This is a genomic window from Salinivirga sp. (assembly GCF_035268865.1).
GTDB lineage: Bacteria > Bacteroidota > Bacteroidia > Bacteroidales > Salinivirgaceae > Salinivirga.
This window is the reverse complement of sequence record NZ_DATFKB010000250.1, coordinates 1-22,166: the sequence shown is the minus strand read 5'-3', so window position 1 is coordinate 22,166 and position 22,166 is coordinate 1. Positions and strand designations below refer to the sequence as shown.

The window sequence follows — 22,166 nt, the reverse complement described above, 5'->3', positions numbered from 1 at the left end:
GCCTCCTTTTTCGTAATTTAATAGCTATTAGTTCTTAACAACACCTTTGGTTTGATATAATTTTCCACCATCGGTTAAAAACTGAATTAAGTACATTCCATCTTTGAGTATTGGCCTGAATAGGCTTGCACTCTTCGCTTTAACGCTATACTCCCGGATTCTGCGCCCGTTTAATTCAAAGATTATCAAACTACCTTTTCGGACAAGTTGATGTTGCTTAAGATAAATATCACTCCCGGCTACATATAATTCCACAGCACCTTCCTGTTCATTTATACCTACATCGCTGGAAATAATAATATCCTGTGAATTAAGGGCTTCCACTCCAAACAAAACGCTATCCGCAATTTCGAAGCTAAATGGGTTATCCTGCCCAATACCGGAACCAGTGTATGACAATACAGCACTAAAATGTGTAGAATCGGTCATTGTAATGTTTTCAACACTGAGTCCTTCAGGTTCGCCGTAAAGGCGAATATCTTCAATTGTAAAATGAGCAGATTTAATCCAGTCATCTATGAGTTCAAAATAAATTTCAATATTATCCAGGTTGCTTTGATAGATCGTGTCTGTCAATGCCGTTAATTGTTCATTACGAGCTTGAAATGCAATATCATTATCACTAATTAATGCATTGCCCTCAGCATCATTATATTCTGTTGGTTCAATTTCTATTGTAACAAATTGATTAATGTCATAGTCTGCCACACGGTTGCCACTGATATGTACTTCTACGCTTGTGGGGCTCAGGTATAACACATCACTCATTGTCACGCCTTCGGGCAGCCAGCTACAAGACCAGGCATCTGCATTAAGCACCGGATTAAATGTACCTCCTGATAACTCGATACTAAAAACATGACCATCTTCTGAGCCTTCGGTAATTGCAGGCGGATCAATAATGGTTAAAGTCTCATTATCATCGGTTGCTGAAATCAATAAGACATTAGATGTGTAATCATTATCTGAGGCAACCTCAGCGCTTGTCATATTGATGGCGTAATCTGTATAATCTGTGTCAAAATCGGTTCCATCAAAGGCCAGGGTCATTGTTGCAGTGGTAGTAGAAACATAGTCTACAGTAAGAATTTCACAGCCTTGTGGTACATTCTGTAATCCAAAGTTGGTTGGATCTAAAGTGCTGTTTTCGAATTCATCGTCAACAAGTGTTAAATCAATGACAGCCCCATTGAGGTTTTCTTCGGTTAACCCAGAATGTGAAACCACTAATTCGCCAGTCTCCAGTTCATTTGCTCCCGCTGTAAATTCGCCCATTTCGCTTACTGAAGCAGTTAAAGTATTATTCTCGGTATTGACGGCATCAAAGACATCCCAAAAGCTGCCATCATACCGAAGCGTATAATAATTATTTTCATTGCCAACAATATCAGATTCGGCATAAGTGAAAGTAAGCTGGGCATCATATCCTGAGATGTCTGTTTCGGATAACTGCCAGTATCTGGTTATATAATCTGTAGGATTACTGTTTTCCGGATGTTTAGCTTCTGTCATTTGTAAATCGACGAAGCCTCCGTTATAAGTTCCTCCTGTAGGATCTATAGTTACGGGGATATAATCGGTTTCTACATTACTTCCAATTGGAAATGTAAAGGTCTGTGCATTATCGAAATATTTTCTCAGTACTCCGTTTGAACCAGGGATCAGCATTGAATTTGTGCCCGCTGAGCCCATTATGACCGCATTGGATCCAAAAGCCAGGATATAGTTATTGACTACAATATTACCCTGACTGAAAATAATGCCATTTTGTATAAAAATACTGGTATTAAGATCTATGCCCGGGGTATTTAGTTCAAGATTTTCAAAAGTGATGGGCCCGAATCCCCCTATTCCCTGGTTGGATGTTCCACTAAATAGAACATTTCCAGTGCCATCAAGATTGATAAAAACCTCACCGGCTGATGCATTATTTCGAAAATAACCATCAAGTTGTATTTCACCATTGAGATCAATCCGACCATGTTGTGAGCCAAAAGATTCATTGGTATAACCTGTAGTGTTGTCACCCTGTATTTTGATATAGGCTCCATTATCCACTACAATTCTGGCACCATTATTCACTATTCCCTTTTGCCCGTAAAGTGAAAATGCAAATAGTGCCAACAGGATAAACAGGATATATTTTCGCATTATATTTTTTTACTTGGTTATAAAGTTACTTTTCACTTTTTATTGTATTTGTCATTAACTTATTGTTCTCTCTCTTACAGACCTGATCGAATCTATTTCCAATATCATTAACCTGCTTGTTTTTAATTACTTTGCTTCCAAATCAGCAATGCGTTGTTCCATCTTATTCATTTTGCGCATCAATTGATTTATAGTTTGGTCATATTGATCCGGACTTTTATTATCGTGCTTTAATCCTTCTATTTGTTGGTTTTTATTTTGCAATGTTTCCTTTAAATGGCGGATTTCAGCTTTTAATTCATTAATCAGCGTCTGCTGCTCAAAATTTAGTTGGTAATTATAAATGGCCATTTCTCCTGTAAGCATAGCATTGCCAATGGTAAGCGACTTCGGTAAAGAACTTATATCAAGGAAACCTGCTTTTTCAGCGCTTTCTTTGAGGGGATGGCTAACAATATCATCACTGAGTTTTATACCGGTATAAATTTTGCCATTTGACTTTAACCAGTTTGTACCATAAACATTATTCCATTGCAATGAAGCGGTTCCCAGATTCGAGTTTTGGTCGTACAATGGTACTATATTTCCGTTGATTTGCAGCTTTTCAGCTGGAGATGCCACACCAATTCCTACATTTCCATATACATACAAACCATCATCAGGCGGTGTGTTATTGAATGTGCCAATTGTAACTCCCCCGTCTTTTCCTACGAATAATTTTGTACTACCGTTTACCTGCACCCTAAAAGGGTCTTGAGTTGTTTCGGAATTAATTTGAAATTGAACATTAGGAACCGAGACACTGCCCACACCAACCTCTGCATTGAACCTGAGTCTATCGAGACTAAAGTCTCCGTATATGAGCGCGCTATTGGCATCGGCTGAACTATTTTCGATATACAATTTGTTTGAACCTGCTTCATTATAACCAGCCCTATATCCCATAAAAACATTCCCGGTACCTGCTGTATTGTTGTAACCTGCGCGATGACCTATCATAATGCTACCTGAAATTGAAGAAGGTGTGGAATAATCTCCTCCGTTTCCACCTGCATTGTCACCCAGAAATACATTATTACTTCCTTCATTGGCATATCCAGCCCGGTTACCAAGATAAACATTTTGTGATCCGGTAGCTCCATGTGAGCCGGAAGTTGTACCGATCATTACATTATCGCTGCCATCTGAAATGCCGGAACCAGCAAATGCACCAACGTAAATATTATCGAGACCTTCTACATTCTCATATCCAGCTTCTCTGCCAATAAAAACATTTCTGTAACCACCTGACGCTAATCCCTTATTATTAAATCCACTCCTATTACCTATAAAAACATTAGACCAGCCGTCCACATTGTTCAGGCCTGCATAAGTACCGATAAAAACATTTGAGGCACTGTTATTTAAACGCCCTGCCTGGTAACCAATGGCCACATTATAAAACCCATCTTTGTTTCCCATTCCGGCTTCATATCCTGCATAGAAGTTTTTGTATCCGCTGGTAATAGAGTCTCCGGCCCTGTGACCAATAAGGTAATTATCCTTTGTTAAATTAAGAAATTGGGCTCCACCTTTACCGCCGGTTAAACCTCCCACTGCAAATCCGCCTTTTTGTGCCTTAGCATTTTCATTTACATAAATACGTGTACTGTCTCGTTCCACGGTAAGGTAATTTTCAGGAATTGATTTGCCACCTGTCAATCCACCTACCGCAAAACCTCCTTTTTGTGCCTTCAGGCCGGTTTTATGGTAAATTCTTGTACTATCCTGGTTCAATAAAAAGTATTTATTATGATTGGCTTTACCAGAAGTTAGACCTCCAACAGCAAACCCACCCTTCTGGGCTTTTGTAGAACTATCATCGATGTAAATACGCACACTGTCAGGTGTAATTCTCAAATATTCGGTAGGCTCCGACTTACCTGAAGTTAAACCTCCTACAGCAAATCCGCCTTTTAAAGCCTTTGATGAGTCTTCTTTAAAATTAACCTGCACCTCGTTTTCATACACAGCAAATATGATCTCACCCTGGCTGTTTTTTACTTCAAAAAGTGGTTCGTCGCTAGTAGCAGTGCTATCACCCATCACGGTTAGGCGCCCCATAGGAGAGCGTGTACCAATACCAAATCTTTTTCCATCTCCGGTAATGAATACGGTATCTCCATTTGACTGAAAATACTCACTTACAGCTACAATTTTCCAGTCTGCCCCATCCCAGTAATAATAATTATTAAAACTGCTGTTGTACACAATTAAACCATTAGCCGGCGTTGCAATTGAGTTCATTTCTGTGTTTGTAACCCGGGGAACCAGTAGCCCTTTTGTTTTGGAATAAATATCTACCATTGCACTACTGTGAGCCTCATAACTTTCATCATCTGACAAAGTAATGTTCTGGGATAAAGAAAACTTAGCTAGTAGTACAAGGAATAAAAACAATATTAATACTTTCATAACTTTTCGTTTAAAGCTAAAGTACCTAAAGGAAATCATATTTTCAAAACAAAACCATATAATAACATTTACTTAACCTTACGTTTTCATCATGATGAATAATAAAAATACTATATTTGCCTAAAAATCATGGCGAAAAAATTTTCTTACAGCGAAGCAACACAAGAAATAGAGCAAATTATAGATCAACTTGAAGCCGGGGACCTTGAAATTGATGAACTTAGCACAAAAGTTAAGCGTGCTTCACAATTGATAAAAAAATGTAAAGATCACCTAAAAACCACTGAAGACAAGGTAAACGAGATTTTAGACGAAGACCAGGATAACAGTTAAACCTTACGGTTCAGGTATAATTCTACCAACGGATATATTGGCTCCCTTATAATTGAATGAATTTTTAGGTTGTGTTTTTTTGCGACATTATTCAGCAATCGGGAGCTCAAATAGGCTATAGAACCACCAAATACTATAGGAAAAGGATATTTTTGCAGCAAGAGGGCATAAAACTCAAAGAAGCTGGAAAATTGCTTTACACAAAGCTCTGAAAGCACTACATTATGCTGATTTTGCATTATATAACGGGCTAATAACCCATTTTCATCTTCTTGCTCCAGTTTTTTGTTTAAAATTTTTTGCAAATCACCACTGATATCATCTGATAATGCAGCATCTTCGTAGAGCTTAAGCATCTGCAGAGCCAGATCGGTGCCACTCCCGGGATCTTTCTCTTTCCCGGGCGACCACACTTCAAAGTTTAGTTTAAACCCATCGTAGTAAGCCATAGAAGACCCTGTACCAAGTATAGCAACATTTCCGGCCTCATCACCCCATCCGGCATGGGCAAGTGCCATTAAATCGGAAAAAACCGTTATATGAGCATTGGAAAACCAATTTGCTAAAAACTGCTTAACCTTTTCTCTACCCTGCTGCCTTGCGCAGCCAGTACCATAAAAATAAAGCTCGGTGATATAATTACGATGCCTTTCCAAAGCCGGTGGAAAAATCATACCATAGCCCAACTGTGAAGGATGCATACCAGCTGATTTAACATACTCAACGTTATGCTTATCAATAAGCGCCCACATGGTATTTGTACCACCACTATCTGCAATTAGAATCATAGTACGACATTCAAGAAAAGATAAGACTGAAAAAATAAAATTACAAGAAATTATTTCCGTTACAAAAGTACTTTTCTATAACAATAAAGCATTGAAGAATCTTTTATTTATTGAATAGTCACTATTTTTGTTAATTCAAATTGAGAATACGGTGAGTAAAAGTTATATACAGCAGTTAATAAGAGAAGGTGAGCATCAAAAGCAGGATTTTAAGTTTGCGGTGAACGATGCCAGAAAAATTGCAAGGTCACTTGTAGCTTTTGCTAATACGGATGGTGGCAAACTCCTGATTGGAGTTAAAGATAATGGCGTAATAGCTGGAGTGCGCTCAGAAGAAGAGATTCATATGATTGAAGCTGCCTCCCAGCTATACTCAAAACCTAATGTCCCATACAACGTGACGGAGTGGAATATTGGAGGCAAAATGGTATTGGAAGTTGATGTGGAACCGGGGGATCAAAAACCATATTACGCGCCAACCGAAGAAAAAAAGTGGCTTGTATATCTGCGCGTGAAGGACCAAAACAGACTTGCCAATAAAGTAATTTTGAAAGTTTGGCAAAAGAAACGCGATAAGTCGGGCATATATTTTACCTATAGTAAAAATGAAAAATTCTTGCTCAACTATCTCGAACAGCATCCGGCTATTACCTTTTCGAAACTTTGCAGATTAACAAAAATGCGTCGCTTTGAAGCGGAAGAATTACTAGCTAACCTGATCGTGCTCAACGTATTGGAACCCGACTTTAGTTCAACCAAAACCATAATGTACAAGCTAAAAGTAATTCAAAAAGAATAATTATAGCCAGCAGAATTACTCGTAATTTTAACCCGCGGCGATTTGCAGGAAAACAGGCACTATGGGCACATTGCGGTTGTCGATTACAAGGGTAAAACGGTTTTCAGTCGCGAATAGCCTGACTATATAACTTATTTTAGAAGTGCAGCAAAGCCCATCCAGGCAATGGAAGTTATAATTTCAGGTGCATACGATCAATATAAATTTTCAGATAAAGAGCTAAGTATAATGTGTGCTTCGCACTACGGAGAAAAAACACACCGCAATACAGTAAAAGCCATTCTTTCAAAAATAGGCCTAAATAAAGATTCACTCCTTTGCGGCAAAACAACTTCATTAAATTCTGCTTATGCTATAGAAATGGCCTTGCAAGACTATGTCCCCGATGTAATTTTCAATGACTGCTCAGGCAAGCATGCCGGTTTTCTGGCTATTTGCAAAGATAAAAAATATAATTCTGATGAGTATATTCAACTGTCACATCCACTTCAACAAAAAATTAGCAAACGAATAGCACGCAGGTGCGAATTTGACCTGGAAAATATCATACATGGAACAGATAGCTGTGGGGTGCCTGTATATGGCATGCCCATTTCTCGCATGGGGCTGGGTTATGTTAAGCTTGCAAAACCTGATAATCTTACAGCGCAAAATTCTGGTTCAGCTAAAATAATAACTAATGCCACGGCTACACACCCGGAAATACTTTCCGGAACAGGTAATTTTTGCATTGCCTTAAATGCCTTCACCAAAGGTCGTCTGTTCGGGAAAATTGGGGCTGAGGCTTTCTATTGTGCGGGGAACCAATCAAATGGACAAGGCCTGGCAATAAAATTTGAAGATGGCAATCTCCGCCGGCTACCACCCATAGTAATAAAAACGTTAAAAGATCTTAATTGACTGACTGGTAACGAAATGAGAAAACTCAGTGACTTCTCTAAAATACCCGGTGAAAATAAATATAATGAGGTTGTAGGATATACATCAGCATAGCGGGGCAATGATTCTAAACAGATTTAATTTTATTCCATTCCTTTTGGAACAAATTCAATGCATTGCCCATCACTTCCACATTTCTTGTGGTAACACACTCCTTCTCTATAACATTTAGCTGATGTACCATTTCCCGGCTGATTAACAAATGCTTATCAACCCGCATTCTGTTTATTTGTTCCATTACAGTTTTCCATTCTTTTTGTCGAAGTCCTGCATTTATCAGCATAATTTTTTTGTCTATATTCTGAACCTGGGCCTGCTCGATCTTTTGTTTTTTCTCAGAATCTTCTCCATCTGTACTCTCAAGATAAAACCCTAATAAGGAGCCTGCTTTAATATCCAATGCATTAAAACTCCGTTCTATCTCAACAATCAAATTAAATATCTCTACCGGCTTTTCAACAACTGTCGCAACACCAGCTTTGTGGCATTCCTGCAAATAGCCTTTCGAAATATTGTCTGACAAACCAACAAAACGGATATTATAATCTCCTTTAGCTGAATAGAATGTTTTTACTAAATCCTCAACTTCTGCAGTGTTGTCGGGTAAATCAATAATACAAATATCATAGGTGCTTTCGCTCAAAAACTGCAGGGCCATATTTTCATCTTCTGCCTGCTGCAGCACAAGATTCATTTTATATTTTGCCAGACCCAACTCTAAATTCCTGACAAAATCCTCAGGCTGTCCGGTAATTAATACTTTGCCCGGCTGCTGATTAGCATTTCTCAGACCCTGACCATTGGCTTTAAAACTAAAAGTTGATTTGCTCATTATTCCTGCCGGAATCGCTACTGTATATTCTGTTTCTTGTTCGGAATTACTATCTATAAAAATACTTCCACCGAAAGCATCCACCAGGCTCTTAACAACCCCTAACCCAAGACCCAGCTTGTCAGTTGTGTATACAAGATCGTCTTTTTCCTGAAAAAACGCATAAAGCTCCTCTTTATAACTATCTGAAATAGCGTCGCCGCTATCTTTTACACGAACTCTAAGCAAATCAGGCTTTTCATAATAGAAATCTACATTAACCCTCCCCCCGGGCAAAGCACGCTTTATAGCATCTATGGTAAGATTCGACAACATTTGAAAATACTTATATGGATCTAATTCAACAATTTCCGGACAACTGTCATCTAAGTTATAGTTGAGCTCTATCTTTCTTTGATTTGCAAGCGGGGTAAACTTTCGCAATAAATGTTCAGCAATCTCACTAATCTGTGTGCCTTCTTTCTGAAGTTGATTATCACCAGTCTCAATTTTCGTTGCCCTGAAAAGATCTTCAAAAACCTTATTCAACTCAAAAACATTTCCTTTTATATGCTTTATGCTGGTTTGTATATTCTCAAATGTGGATGAATTAGAAATCAAACGTGCGACAGCAGAAATTTTACTCAACGGATGACTAAACTCAGTTAAAATATTACGATAAAATGTTTTTCGCCCCCTTAAACTGGATTCGAGTTTTTGCACCACATCAGTAATCTCAGTGTTTTTACGTTGAATGGCTTCGTTCTTAAGCTCCAACATTTGATTCGAAAGCTTCTTTTGCCGATATAGTCTGTATAACATTATGAGCGCAAATAATCCGAATGCACCAACCAATAAGCCTAAAATAGCAATGCGTTGCCGGTTGCCTATTTGTTCTTGCTGTTGTTTGTTTTCAAGGACAGCCAGCTTATTTTGCTTTTTAAGTAATGCAATTTCCTGATCTTTTTGCTCTGACTCGTACTGCTCCTGAATTTTAGCAATCTGTGCTTCTTTTCGCATATTGAAAACAGAATCCTCTAATCTCTTGTGCGCCTTATATTTCTCAAGTGCCTTTTTATAATTCCCCCGGGCCTCATAACTGTATGACAACTCAAGTAATGCTGTTGCTAATTCATGATTTGCTCCTATGCTTCTTAAAATATTAACCGCCTCTTGTTGCACCCTAATGGCATCATCAATTTTTTTTAGGTCCTTATAAACATTACCAATAGCTATTAAAGACACAGCCTGGTCTGACCTGTTATTAAGTTGCTTTTCAATCTCATATGATTTTTTATAGTAATAGAGCGCTTTTTTCAACTCACCCTGCTCATAATGAATCTCAGCTATATTGAAATAAGGCTGGGCCTGACTTCTTATATCATTTATTTGCCGGTAAATATTTAAACTTTTCTTAAAATTTCTTAAAACTTTATCGTACTCATCGAGGTAATAATAAACAATACCTATATTATTATAAACCAAGGCCTCGCCTTTTCTATCCTTCGCTTTTTTCTTTAATGGAATCGCATTTTGAAAATAAAGAAGTGCTTTTTTAAACTTCTGTTGATTCAAGTATACCACACCAATATTTATGTAAATTCTTGATTGCTCTTGAATAAGCTCAGCACTATCGGCTAATCTCGACGAATTAAAATAATATTCGAGCGCTTTTGAGAACTCTCCCTGTTGTTCGTACAATGCTCCCATATTGATAAGTATCTGTACCTGCTTCTCCAAATGATTCTGTTCCACATAAAGCTCGTATGCATTTTTATAATTAACCAGTGCAGAATCATATTCATCAATTCTGTGCATTAATACGCCTTTTTGCTGATAATAGATTGCGTCATACTTCTCAATAACATTGGAACTAAATTTATCTTTGATTTCAGATAAATAATCATTAGCACTTTGAAGATAATATTCTGAAGAGTCAATATTGACTGACCTATAATGCCGCGAAAGCTCCAGAAATTTTAAAAATCTTGCAGTATCTTTTGCGGAATTAAGTTCCTGCATCAAAGAGTCCACATTGCCGGCAAATAAAAATTGCCCCCAAAAAAGACATGTTAAAAGTAGAGCGGATCGTAAACTCATGGCTTCCGTTTAATCAACCTCTAAATTAATTAATTTAAGGTTTTTATAACAAAAAAAGAAAGAATTATTGATTCAACTCAAGCAATCCGTCGGGCAGTTGGAGCAATATATAATGCTCCTCCGGAAGAATTTCAACGATAAAATCTTCACTAAAAGGTATTAACACCTCATCGTTACCATTATCGATAACAAGCAGATAATTACCTGCAACTTCATCGATTCGCTTAATGCGGCCAATTTCGCCTTTCTGCTGGTCAATGACATTCAGACCATCCAGTTGTGACATTTCAATTGATTCAGAAAAGACATCATCGGCAGCAGAGAGATATACATCCAAACCTATAAGTGTAGAAGCCTCATCGACATCTTCGACAAGTTCGAGGGTCAGAATATATTGGTTGCGCCCCTTGGTGTCAATTGTAACAACAAAAAAGGGAACCAGCAATCCATCAATATTGATGAATATTGGTTCCCTGAAGTCTTTTGTTTCAAGATCGTTGTCTGTACTTATCACCACCTTACCATCAACACCGTGTGTTTTAGTAATGGTGCCCGCAAGAACACAATCCTGAAAATTCATGCAGATTAGTTTTCAGCTTTTTCCTGATTTTCGTCGTCCGCTTTTTTAGCGTCATCTTCTTTGGCCTTTGGGGCTTCAGCCTCTTTGGCAACCTCAGCTTCTCCTTCTGCTTGTGCTTCACTGGCTTCTGCCTGCTCTTCTTTAGCTTCGGTAGCTTCTTCCTCGCCCTTAGCTTCAGCTTCTGCAGCAGCATTCAGTTCAGCATTTTTCTCAGCAAGCTGTTTTGCGCGTTCTTCATTGACCTCTTTCTCTTTGGCCAAACGCTCAGCTTTTTCTTTTTCCTTTTCAGCTGTTGTTTTATCTGCTTCATCACGAAGTTTCACATCTTTTTCAGCTTTCCAGGTTTCAAACTTTTTATCGGCGGTTGCCTGATCAAAAGCTCCTTTACGCACACCTTTTAACAGGTGATTGTACATCATGACACCTTCCCTTGATAGGATGGAGCGACAAGTATCTGAAGGTTGCGCTCCTTTTTGCAGCCACGATAATGCTTTATCAAAATCCAGTTGTACGCTAGCAGGATTTGTCATAGGATTGTATGAACCAATCCGTTCGATAAATCTACCATCTCGTGGCGCCCTGCTATCTGCTACTACTACGTAGTAGAAGGGATGATGTCTTCTTCCGTGTCTCTGTAATCTAATTCTTACTGGCATAACATTATCGTTTGATTAAAGTGCGGCAAAGGTAAAAAATCTTTTTAATATAAATGACGAATTAATAGTTATTTTCACTTTTTTTGTACTTATGAAAGCGAAATACTATTATCTGGAAGATAAAGAGATAGGTAAAATTAAGATAGTCCCTAAAAGCGGACTGAAAAACTTCAATATACGCCTTAAACCGTTCGATATTGTCACCATTTCTTCGCCCACTTCGGCTTCACAAAAACAAATTGCCCGCGTTATCGAACGCAAGAAAAAATGGATTCTGGAAAAACAAGCTTACAACAAGACGATAGAACAAAAAAGAACAGTATTTGAACATCAAACAACCATTGAGACCTTCTTCAACCAATTTACCATTCAACAAAACGATACCGACCGCCTTCGCCTAATGGGTAAAAAACCTGAATATGTGATTGCTGTACCTCAAAAAATCGATATCAAAAACCCGGCCTTCCAGCAAGGGATAAAAAATATTATTGATTTTGTACTCAAAGATGAAGCCTCTAAATACCTTCCAAAAAGAACCCAGGAACTAGCCAATCAATTTAAATTCCGCTACAACAATCTTAGCTTCAGAAACAATAAAACCCGCTGGGGCAGTTGCTCTACTAAAGGTAACATCAACCTGAATATTCAATTAATGCGGTTACCGGCCAGAATGATTGATTATGTGATAATTCATGAGCTTTGCCATACCATACATCCAAATCATGGCAGCGGATTTAAAAAACTGCTGTATTCAATTATGCCTGAGGCTCCGCATATTGAAAAAGAAATGAAAAACTATCGTACACAGATATACTAACCTATGTCAATATTTTTAAATAATTTACATACGCCTGTTGCTCCTGAATGGACAGATTTTCTGGATGCAAAAAACAAAAAACTTCTTGGAAGCATAGCAGATAAAACTACGCAAAAAGATTTCACACCTCCGGCTTCGCGAGTTTTACATTTTTTAACGGTTTCGTTGAGCAATGTAAAAACCATTATTCTTGGACAGGATCCCTACCCCCAGGCAGGGGTTGCTACGGGCAGAGCTTTTGAAGTTGGCACACTTAAAGACTGGAATCATCCTTTCCGGAATGTTTCTTTAAAAAATATCATTCGGCTTATCTACAAAACCTATTATGAAGAGGTTTTGCCTTATAAAGAAATTGTAAATTGGAATACGGATAATAAATTAATAGCCGGGCCACAAGAACTATTTAGAAACTGGGAGCAACAAGGCGTCCTATTGCTCAATACTGCATTTACCTGCGAAACCGGGTTGTCTAACAGTCATAGTAAACAATGGCAGGAATTTTCACAAAACTTACTCAAATTTATTAATTACCAATACCCGGATCTTGTTTGGGTTCTTTGGGGCGGACATGCACAAAAAATAACAGAAAATCTGGATATTAAACACAAAACACTGTCTCACCACCCCATGATGTGCTCTGCTAAACGCAAAAACGATTTTTTATTTGGAGAAGTAAACACACTGGCTGAAACAAAACACCTAATCGATTGGCGGGGTATTTAAAACCGGAATCGGTAACCCAAATTAAAAAAAGAACGGACCTTGTTATTGTAGGTGTTTGAAGAAACACTCACCACAACAGGTCCAATAATAGATGAGTATCCCAACTTAAGTCCATAGCCAAGAATAAACCGCTCCTCAAGCGATGTATTAATAAAATCCTCAATATAATCTGCCGATAGTAAGATATTTACCCGAGGTTCTATAAAAATATCTGTAAACAACTCATATTGCAAACCACTACCACCCGACAAAATTTGCAATGCCGTGTATTCCAATTCATTAAATCCGGTAAACGGAATCAGATAAGAATAGGCTGTAAAAATTCCCCCGGCCATATACTGTTTTACCAGGGTGAAATTCTCACCAAATGTGAGGCCTGCGTGAGAATAAGCATGAAAAGTGAACTGATCCCATACGGGTTGATAATAATCCAGGTGAAACTTAAGGCTTCCAAATGTTTTATTGAACATTTCACTCTCAAAATTAGATATGGTATCTTCCAGAGTAATGTCATAATTCAAATCAAAGTTATACTCATACCTTAAAGATAAATCGAGTCCCCGTGTGGGGAAATACCGTGTATTTGTGGTGTTTAGCTCAAAAGAAGCGTAGAGCTGTTTGTTCTTGACCAACCAACGCTTAAAATCATTGGTATTATGCACTTTAGGCTTTACAGAAGTACGCTCGAACATGCCTCCCCCGCTAATTCGTGAATCATTGGTAAGTGCATAACGTGTATAAAGCTCGTAAGAAGTATAGTTGTATTTATACAATCTGCTTAAATCACCCATAGTGTAAACCGGCACATCAAAGGCATCTGTGTTAAATTGTGTACCAATGGTATATCGTCGTTTTTTTCCAAAATATTTAAAAAAATCTACCTGAAAGCCAGGGTTTTCAGATAAGTTGGCAGTTAAACTCAACCGGCTCGATGGTATCACTAAATCGCGAAATGTTGCATTAAGCAGCAAAGCAGCTCGTTTTTCTGAGTCGTAGTGCACACTCGCACCTAAAAAACCGGTCGGCTTACCTTCTGCATATATCACCAACACCTGTGCGCCATCATCAGCATCCTCAAACCCATAGTAAACTCTGTAAAAATATCGACTACCATAAATTCGATTTATACCATCCTCGAGTTGATTTATATGAAAGGGTTTGTTAGGCTCAACACCTAAACGTGCCTTTACAAATGCAGTATATTTGGGTGCTATACCACGTGTAACAATTTTCTGTACCACAATACTATCAGGCAAAGATAAGCTTGTTGGTTCCTGTGTCTGTTGATATTGTTTTTGTGTTTGCTGAAGAGAGTCTAATTGGTGATATACCTTAAGAGTTGCCTGTTCTCCTCTGTGAATAATAGAATCGACCTGGACGAAGTCTGCTGCAGTATATCCATTAAGGTCGGGTTCAATATAAATATCGACCATCTTCTTTTGTTCTTCTGCATCGAATATGCCCATAAAAAAGGCAGATTGGGTCAGGATATCAATCATGGAATTCAAAGACTCTTTGTCCTTAAGTACACCGCCTGTATAAACCCCTATAACGATATCAGCTCCCATATTTTTCACCTCTTCTACCGGAAAATTACGGCTTAACCCTCCATCGACAAGCAGCTTCTCTCCCCATAAAACAGGTGTAAAAACGGTGGGTATGGCCATACTTGCACGCATTGCCATTGCAAGGTTTCCGGTATCCATCACCACTGGTTCAGCGTTGGTAATATCAGCGGCAACACATTTAAACGGGATAGGCAATGAATCAAAATCATGAATATTGTAGGCGGGCAAGGTATAATGGTTTAGCAATTCCATTACCCGCTGCCCAAATATGAGCCCTTTAGGCAATTTTATTTCAATACCCTGTATTGGAAATTCTGCGAAATACTGCCCGTAACTATCTTTTTCGTTTATACTTATATCAGAGAGTTTAATATCATTTGAAAGTACCTCGTTCCAGTTCTGGTTTCTGAGTAAATCGCCAATTTCATCGGCCGAATAACCAATAGAATAAAGACCACCCACAATGCTACCCATTGAAGTTCCGGTAATAAAATCGGGTTCAATACCGACTTCTTCCATTACTTTAAGAAAGCCTACGTGAGCCATACCCTTTGCACCACCACCACTTAGCACTAACCCTATTTTGGGCCTTTGGGTGGAATCATTGACCGGGCTTTGCCCCGATAGAATTAAAGGGGTCAAAAAAACTATAAGAATAAGGACAAGTAGCTGCTTCACCTGAATTCTTTTTTAAAACATACGACTTCTTCTGGCTAAAAATGATGTCAGTACCTTATCAAAAGGTTCATTAATATCTGCTGTAACAAAATCAACTTTATACTGTAAACATTTCTTTCTTATCTGCTCATAAAAAGCCCGCATTTGCTCACCATAAAGCTTCCTTACCTCCTGAGGTTTAAGCTTCATTTCTTCGCCGTTTTCCATATCAATAAGCCTGTGGGGCCTGTCTTCTAATACTAAAGCCTCCTCATATTGCCTGTCATGTACATGAAATACAATAACCTCATGTTTATTGTATCGCAAGTGCTCAAGTGCATTAAAAAGATTTGCGGCATCTTCGTTTTCAAACATATCTGAAAATATTACAATCAAAGATCTTTTATGTGCTGCTTCAGCAATTTGGTGTAATACATCCGAAATGCGGGTTAGTTTTCTTTGTTTTGGTTCATATTTAAGTTTAAGAAGCTCATCCAGCCTGGCATATAATGTTTGAATATGATTTTTGCTCATTCTGGCCCGTGTATGAAACTGCAATTGTTCATCAAAAAGGGAGAGTCCTGCGGCATCGCGCTGCCTGTTGAGCATATGAATAAGCGCTGCAGATGCATAGGCACTAAACTGTAGTTTATTCACATTTTTTTCGGTTGGAAAAAACATTGACGAAGAAGTATCAACAACAATCTGACAGCGCAAATTGGTTTCCTCTTCGAATCGTTTTACGAAAAGCTTACCTGTTCGGCCATAAAGTTTCCAATCGATAAAGCGCACAGATTCGCCGTTATTGTAGGCTCTGTGTTCGGCAAATTCAACTGAGAAACCATGAAAGGGGCTCCGGTGCAGGCCTGTAATGAAGCCCTCCACTATTTGTCGAGCAAAAAAATCAAGGCTGTTGAGGTGTCGAACTTCCTGTATTTTCTCTACGGTAATTTTATCGGTCATAACAAAACATTTTCCCTCATGACAAAGTAACAAAAAAAGGCTGTTCAAATTGTTGAACAGCCTGTTAAAATATGTTAATTTATACTTTTAAAGCAATGTGTCAAGCTTTTCTGTCAATTTGTCTTTCGGAACAGCCCCTACCTGCTTATCTACAACTTCTCCATTTTTGAAGAAAAGTACTGTAGGAATATTCCGCACACCAAATTTGGCCGCAATGCCCGGGTTGCTGTCAACATCAACTTTTGTAATTAATGCTTTACCTTCGTAATCAGAGGTCATCTCTTCCATAATTGGAGTTAACAGTTTACAGGGGCCACACCATTCAGCCCATAAGTCTACTACTACAGGTACATCTGATTGTATTACCTTTTCGTCGAAATTCGATTCAGTTACTTCAATAGCCATAATATTCAGTTTTAAAATTTTGGATTAAATTTAGCAATTATTTTGCCATTTATTTCAAACTATATTCAAGTTCAGGAAACCTGTCGAGGTATTCGACCAGCTCCTTTGAAATATCAACACTTATATTTCTCGAAAACATTGGTATTACAATATCTTTCCTGGGATCGAAAACCATAAACTGCAACTCCTTTTTACCTTTACCCTGCTCCATGATATCATACATTTCTGTCACCAAATCTTCAGTAAGTGAATCAATTGGTATTTTAATGTTGATACTGTTAATTTTTTCATCTCTTGCATCAACAAGGTTGCTTATTTCTTTTATTTTAAACTCCAGTTCATTGGTATCTCCCCACTCCCTTTTTTGTACCCTGCCTTTAATAAGCAGGTACCAATCTTTCTCCATATAGGGTTTAAAATTCATATAATCGCGACCGAAGAGTGCATATGAATAGGCACCGCTAAAATCTTCTACTGTGAGTTTGCCCCATGGCTTGCCATTTTTTGTTGTGAGGTGTTTGACCTCTGTGACCATACCCCCAACGGTCACCTCCTTATTTTCCATAGACTCCATGTCTTGCTGCAGGTCAATGAAACGGGCATTGCAAATATGATCAAGTTCAAGTTTATAATCATCCAGCGGGTGCTCCGAAAGGTATATTCCTACATACTCCTTCTCAATGTTCATGCGGGCCATTTTTGTCCATGGTTCACTCTGAGGAATTGCTGGTTTTGCAACTTTAAAACCCTCATCTGCTCCGCCAAAGAGCGATTGCTGTGCACTGGCACTTTCCTCTTTCATCCGGTTCCCATATTTAATGAGCTGCTCTATAAGGGTTTGTCCTCTTTCATCGGTTGCAAAGAAATTATGGCGTTCTATGTCGAAACAATCAAAAGCTCCTGCATATGCAAGGCCTTCCATGTTTTTCTTATTGACAATATGCATATCTACTTTTTCCACGAAATCGTAGATATCTTCAAATTTACCTTGTTCCTGCCGTACTTCAATAATATGGTTCACCACATTGCTTCCGACATTTTTCACGGCTCCCAGGCCAAAACGCAAGTCGCCTTTTGGTGTTACCCGAAATTTGTACACACTCTCATTGACATCGGGACCGAGCACCTCAATTCCCATGTGACGCGTTTCGTCTAAAAAGGTGGTAACCTTACTAATATCTGACAGGTTACGGGTGAGTACCGCAGCCATAAACTCCGATGGGTAATGTGCTTTAAGGTAAGCTGTTTGATACGATACGTAGGCATAGCAAACAGAGTGTGATTTATTAAATGCGTATTCAGCAAACGCTTCCCAATCTTTCCAAATTTTTTCTATGAGCTTTTCAGGCTCCTTGTTTACCTGTTTGCAGCCTTCAATAAACTTTTCATTGGCCAAAGCACCTTCGTGGAATTTCACTTTCAATTCTTCCATCAGGGCTTTTTTCTTTTTTCCCATGGCTTTACGGAGGCTGTCTGACTGGCCGCGACTAAAATTTGCCAGTTTACGCGATTGCAGCATCACCTGTTCCTGAAAGACGGTAATTCCATAGGTATCCTCCAGAAACTCTTTCATCATCGGGTGGTCGTATTCTATTTTTTCACGGCCATACTTCCGGTCAATAAATGAGGGGATGTAGCCCATTGGACCTGGCCGGTAGAGTGCATTCATAGCAACGAGATCCTCAAAACGGTCGGGCTTAAGTGCACGCAGGTGTTTTTTCATACCGGGCGACTCAAACTGGAACAGGGCTGTGGTTTCTCCGCGGGCATAAAGTTCAAATGTTTTGGCATCATCCAGTGGTACCTGATCGATATCGGGAGCAAAACCTTTGGAATCCTGAATATATTCAAGTGCTTCTTTTATAATAGAAAGGGTTTTAAGCCCCAAAAAGTCCATTTTAAGCATACCCACAGGCTCCACAAAATTACCGTCGTATTGGGTAACCAGGAGGTTGGCATCTTTTGCGGTACAAACAGGAATATACTCGGTGAGGCTATCTTTAGAAATAATTATACCACAGGCATGCACTCCTGTCTGCCGCACCGATCCCTCGAGTTTCTCGGCATATTCAAGCACGGCTTGCTCTTCGGGGTTGCCCTCCTTACGGATTTTTTTAAGTTCCGGCGCCTCTTTATAAGCTTTTTTGAAATTCATTTTTGGGGCCTCAGGCACCAGCTTGGCAATTTCATCAGCTCTTTTAAGAGGAAACTCCTGTACGCGGGACACATCGCGTATTGAAGATTTAGTGGCCATGGTTCCAAATGTGATAATATGCGCCACTTTATCTTCACCATATTTATTTACAACCCAGTCAAGGATCTCCTGTCGCCCATCGTCATCAAAGTCAATATCGATATCGGGCATTGAGATGCGGTCGGGATTCAAGAAACGTTCAAAAAGCAGATCATATTTAATGGGATCGATATTGGTAATTTTAAGGCAGTATGCAACTGCTGATCCGGCTGCCGACCCACGGCCCGGCCCCACAATAACCCCAATTTCGCGGGCTGCCTTAATAAAGTCCCACACAATAAGGAAATACCCGGGAAATCCCATATCCTTGATTGTGTTCAACTCAAAATCGAGTCGTTCAATGGTGCTTTCATGTAAATCTTCGCCCCATCGCTCTTTTGCTCCCTCATAAGTTATATGCCTCAGGTAGTCATTTTCATTATCAAACCCCTCGGGAAGGCTAAAATCCGGCATAATGGGTTCACTATCGAGCTCAAGGTCTTCTATTTTATTTACAATCTCTTCGGTATTGGAAATGGCCTCAGGAACATCTGCAAAAAGTTCCTGCATCTCTTTCGTAGATTTAAAATATTCCTCCTTGGTATAGCGCATGCGTTTGGGATCATCGACCGGAGAATTTGTAACCAGACAGATGAGCCGGTCATGAGCTTCGGCATCTTCACCATTGGTAAAGTGTACATCATTTGTAGCAATCAGTTTAATGCCCAACTCTTTTGACATTTTAATCAGCTCATTATTTACAAGCTGCTGCCGGTCATAAATTTCTTCACGCTGTTGAGGTGCTTTTGCCGGGTGGCGCATCAACTCGAGATAAAAATCCTCACCAAACAAATTCTTAAACCATTTGGCGCGCTCGTAAGCTTTATCGAGCTGGTTCATTAAAATATATTGTGGAATTTCTCCTCCCAAACATGCCGAACTGGCTATAATGCCTTCGTGGTACTTTTCGAGCAACTCATGGTCGATGCGTGCATTGTGGTAAAAACCCTCTGTAAAGCCAATTGAGCTTAGCTTCATTAAATTTTTATATCCGGTTGCATTTTTTGCCAGCAAAATGAGGTGATATCCACGGTTACCTTTACCTTTCTCCTTTACATGCCGCCCATTTGCTGCCAGATATGTTTCAATACCAATAATGGGTTTAATTCCTGTTTTTTGAGCCTGATCCCAAAAATCTTTAACGCCAAACATATTGCCATGATCTGTAATGGCTACTGCCGGCATTCCATCATCTTTAGCCTTTTGCAAAAGTTCATTAATCTTAGAAGCTCCATCGAGAATGGAGTATTGTGTGTGCACATGCAGGTGTGTAAACTGGGACATATCAGACTATTATTGCAATAATTTAAACTTTCAGCGGGTACATGCGCGCTAAAAACAACGGCATGATTTCCCTGAATTTATTAATGCAAAAATAGGCGGTTTTGTTCTGATGAAATCTAAAAATTAAAGGCTATCTATTAACATTTAACGACGGGTTTTCAACAATGTCAACAAGCGCTTTAATTTCTGCAGGTTGCAAATATATACGTTTTCTTCTTAACCTGTAGTCATCTGTTATAGATTGGCTACTGAGCACTTCATGAGCATATTGATAGATTTGATGTCCAAAGCCTTTCCAGATTACCATCCGGTCAATTTTATGCTCAAGGGCAATTTTACCGCTACGGGTAAGATACTTAAATCCCTGACCTATGGTCTGCCCGCTGGACATCTTCACATAATCTACCACATGGGCTATTTCATGAGCAAAAAGCCCCACCCGTGCATTAAAGCTCAGCTCACCGATTGCTACTCCACGCGATTTTCCCTGATTACGGTTAAATACCATCATAAACTTCCGCTTATCGGGTTTTCTGAAAACAGAAAAAACTTTGGGTCTGCACTGCATGGTGGTCTTTATGTTGCGATGTTTGAAGTGAATGGTCGTGTTTTTTAACTCAGGATAAGCACTCAGCGCCGTATAAAAACTGGTTGTGTATGGACCCGTATATTTAATTTGATGATAAACTGATTTTAAAGAATCAATTTCACCGGCGCTCTTTGTACTGTCAAGGGTAATATGGGCTGCATTAGAAGGAGTTCCGGCAAATATTATGAAAACCAGCACCAGCCAGCCCAAAAAACTCAATCGCATTTTATTTTGAATCCACATGATGTGTTAATTGAACAAAACCCATACCGAAGCATAAATTAATTCACCAACGTTAATAATATTTCAATGATCTAAAAAGGTAAAAAATATACTAAAGAAATATTTTTCTACTTAAGAAAGTGACATTCATATGTTTATAATTTTGATTTTAGTGGTCATTACCTGTCCCGATACCAATCGGGATGAAACCTCCTCTTTTTGACAGTAAGCATTTTACTGTAACTTCTCCGAATAACCATTCGTGTACTTCGACAAGCTCAGTATAAATGTGTTTAAATGGTTAAACATGGAGGTTTCATCTGTTTATTTTTAATTTTTAGTGGTCATTACCTGTCCCGATACCAATCGGGATGGAACCACCTCTTTTTGACAGTAAGTATTTTACTGTAACTTCTCCGAATAACCATTCGCGTACTTCGACAAGCTCAGTATAAATGTGTTTAATGGTTAAACATAGAGGTTTCATATTTTATATTGATACATTAACCGAAAAGTTGCTCAAAAAATATGTACGGGTCTTTTTAAATTATTATTTTTACCATAGAATCAAAAATCTGAATATTATGAAAAAACTTGTAATCCTAATAGGCGTAATGCTTGTTGCTCAAGCATCATTCTCCCAAATCTTTACATGGGGTGTAAAAGCTGGTGTAAACTCTACAAAAGTTAGTTTTGATGATTTTAGTATTGAAAATGACATTACAATTAAGCCAGATTATTTGCCTGGCGGACCAAACGAGGACGATTTGATAATTTCTCCAGATGGAGAAACACAAATCGTTAACCCACAAGCTATAAACAGACCGGGGATCAAATTTGAACCAAAATCTTATGAGATGGGTTATCACTTTGGTGCATTTGCACGCTTAAAAGTGTTGGGAATTTATATTCAACCCGAATTGATATTCTCACATGCGGAGGCATCTATCGACTTCAGTGACACTGATAACTTAGCTGGTGAATTAGAATCATCAACAGCAACGATAAAATACAATAGTTTTGATATCCCCGTT

The 22,166-nt window shown here is 38.8% G+C and carries 17 protein-coding genes and 1 pseudogene; 6 read left to right on the top strand and 12 right to left on the bottom strand.

Annotation, left to right across the window (positions count from 1 at the left end; genetic code table 11):
* Window positions 1-27: 27 nt before the first annotated feature.
* The gene (locus VJ937_RS15445) at window positions 28-2,151 is read right to left on the bottom strand and encodes a hypothetical protein (protein WP_324068558.1); all 2,124 of its coding nucleotides are present in this window, start codon (window positions 2,149-2,151) and stop codon (window positions 28-30) included.
* A gap of 126 nt (window positions 2,152-2,277) precedes the next feature.
* Window positions 2,278-4,605 (bottom strand): hypothetical protein, encoded by a 2,328-nt coding sequence (locus VJ937_RS15440; protein ID WP_324068556.1) that lies wholly within the window; start codon window positions 4,603-4,605, stop codon window positions 2,278-2,280.
* 129 nt (window positions 4,606-4,734) lie between these two features.
* Between VJ937_RS15440 and xseB the strand changes: the two genes are divergently transcribed.
* Window positions 4,735-4,938 (top strand): exodeoxyribonuclease VII small subunit, encoded by a 204-nt coding sequence (xseB, locus tag VJ937_RS15435; RefSeq protein WP_292288917.1) that lies wholly within the window; start codon window positions 4,735-4,737, stop codon window positions 4,936-4,938.
* Here the strand turns inward: xseB and VJ937_RS15430 are convergent.
* Window positions 4,935-5,726 (bottom strand): hypothetical protein, encoded by a 792-nt coding sequence (locus VJ937_RS15430; protein ID WP_324068553.1) that lies wholly within the window; start codon window positions 5,724-5,726, stop codon window positions 4,935-4,937. The genes xseB and VJ937_RS15430 overlap by 4 nt on opposite strands.
* Window positions 5,727-5,877: 151 nt before the next feature.
* Between VJ937_RS15430 and VJ937_RS15425 the strand changes: the two genes are divergently transcribed.
* On the top strand, window positions 5,878-6,525 hold the full coding sequence (locus tag VJ937_RS15425) for an ATP-binding protein (protein ID WP_324068552.1): 648 nt from the start codon (window positions 5,878-5,880) through the stop codon (window positions 6,523-6,525).
* A gap of 24 nt (window positions 6,526-6,549) precedes the next feature.
* Window positions 6,550-7,425, top strand: a pseudogene (locus tag VJ937_RS15420) (asparaginase).
* A 106-nt stretch (window positions 7,426-7,531) separates the two neighbouring features.
* On the opposite strand, the gene VJ937_RS15415 reads toward VJ937_RS15420, so the two are convergent.
* From VJ937_RS15415 to VJ937_RS15405, 3 genes are all read right to left on the bottom strand, one after another.
* A complete protein-coding gene (locus tag VJ937_RS15415; protein ID WP_324068549.1) occupies window positions 7,532-10,375 on the bottom strand; it encodes a tetratricopeptide repeat protein in 2,844 nt (947 codons plus the stop codon).
* A 64-nt stretch (window positions 10,376-10,439) separates the two neighbouring features.
* Complete coding sequence (gene rimM / locus VJ937_RS15410) at window positions 10,440-10,955, bottom strand: ribosome maturation factor RimM (protein WP_324068547.1); 516 nt, start codon at window positions 10,953-10,955, stop codon at window positions 10,440-10,442.
* 5 nt (window positions 10,956-10,960) lie between these two features.
* On the bottom strand, window positions 10,961-11,611 hold the full coding sequence (locus VJ937_RS15405) for a 30S ribosomal protein S16 (RefSeq protein WP_324068545.1): 651 nt from the start codon (window positions 11,609-11,611) through the stop codon (window positions 10,961-10,963).
* 91 nt (window positions 11,612-11,702) lie between these two features.
* Here VJ937_RS15405 and VJ937_RS15400 point away from each other — a divergent pair, with 91 nt between their 5' ends.
* Window positions 11,703-12,428, top strand: a complete 726-nt coding sequence (locus VJ937_RS15400) for a SprT family zinc-dependent metalloprotease (protein ID WP_324068543.1) — start codon at window positions 11,703-11,705, stop codon at window positions 12,426-12,428.
* A gap of 3 nt (window positions 12,429-12,431) precedes the next feature.
* Complete coding sequence (locus tag VJ937_RS15395; RefSeq protein ID WP_324068541.1) at window positions 12,432-13,151, top strand: uracil-DNA glycosylase; 720 nt, start codon at window positions 12,432-12,434, stop codon at window positions 13,149-13,151.
* Here VJ937_RS15395 and VJ937_RS15390 read toward each other — a convergent pair.
* From VJ937_RS15390 to VJ937_RS15365, 6 genes are all read right to left on the bottom strand, one after another.
* Window positions 13,148-15,397 carry a patatin-like phospholipase family protein gene (locus VJ937_RS15390; protein ID WP_324068539.1) on the bottom strand — a complete coding sequence of 750 codons (2,250 nt, stop codon included), beginning with the start codon at window positions 15,395-15,397 and terminating at the stop codon, window positions 13,148-13,150. The two genes, VJ937_RS15395 and VJ937_RS15390, sit on opposite strands and share 4 nt — an antisense overlap.
* A gap of 12 nt (window positions 15,398-15,409) precedes the next feature.
* Window positions 15,410-16,339 carry a DUF58 domain-containing protein gene (locus VJ937_RS15385; protein WP_324068537.1) on the bottom strand — a complete coding sequence of 310 codons (930 nt, stop codon included), beginning with the start codon at window positions 16,337-16,339 and terminating at the stop codon, window positions 15,410-15,412.
* A gap of 87 nt (window positions 16,340-16,426) precedes the next feature.
* A complete protein-coding gene (gene trxA / locus VJ937_RS15380) occupies window positions 16,427-16,744 on the bottom strand; it encodes a thioredoxin (RefSeq protein ID WP_324068535.1) in 318 nt (105 codons plus the stop codon).
* Between the two features lie 49 nt (window positions 16,745-16,793).
* Window positions 16,794-20,321, bottom strand: coding sequence for a DNA polymerase III subunit alpha (gene dnaE / locus VJ937_RS15375; RefSeq protein WP_324068533.1), 3,528 nt, complete (start codon window positions 20,319-20,321; stop codon window positions 16,794-16,796).
* Window positions 20,322-20,451: 130 nt separating this feature from the next.
* Entirely contained in the window at window positions 20,452-21,153 is a 702-nt protein-coding gene (locus VJ937_RS15370) for a hypothetical protein (RefSeq protein WP_324068531.1), read from the bottom strand.
* Window positions 21,154-21,469: 316 nt separating this feature from the next.
* Window positions 21,470-21,619 carry a hypothetical protein gene (locus VJ937_RS15365; protein ID WP_324068529.1) on the bottom strand — a complete coding sequence of 50 codons (150 nt, stop codon included), beginning with the start codon at window positions 21,617-21,619 and terminating at the stop codon, window positions 21,470-21,472.
* 97 nt (window positions 21,620-21,716) lie between these two features.
* Here VJ937_RS15365 and VJ937_RS15360 point away from each other — a divergent pair.
* Window positions 21,717-22,166, top strand: a 450-nt coding sequence (locus tag VJ937_RS15360; protein WP_324068527.1) for an outer membrane beta-barrel protein, incomplete at its 3' end; no start/stop codon positions are given.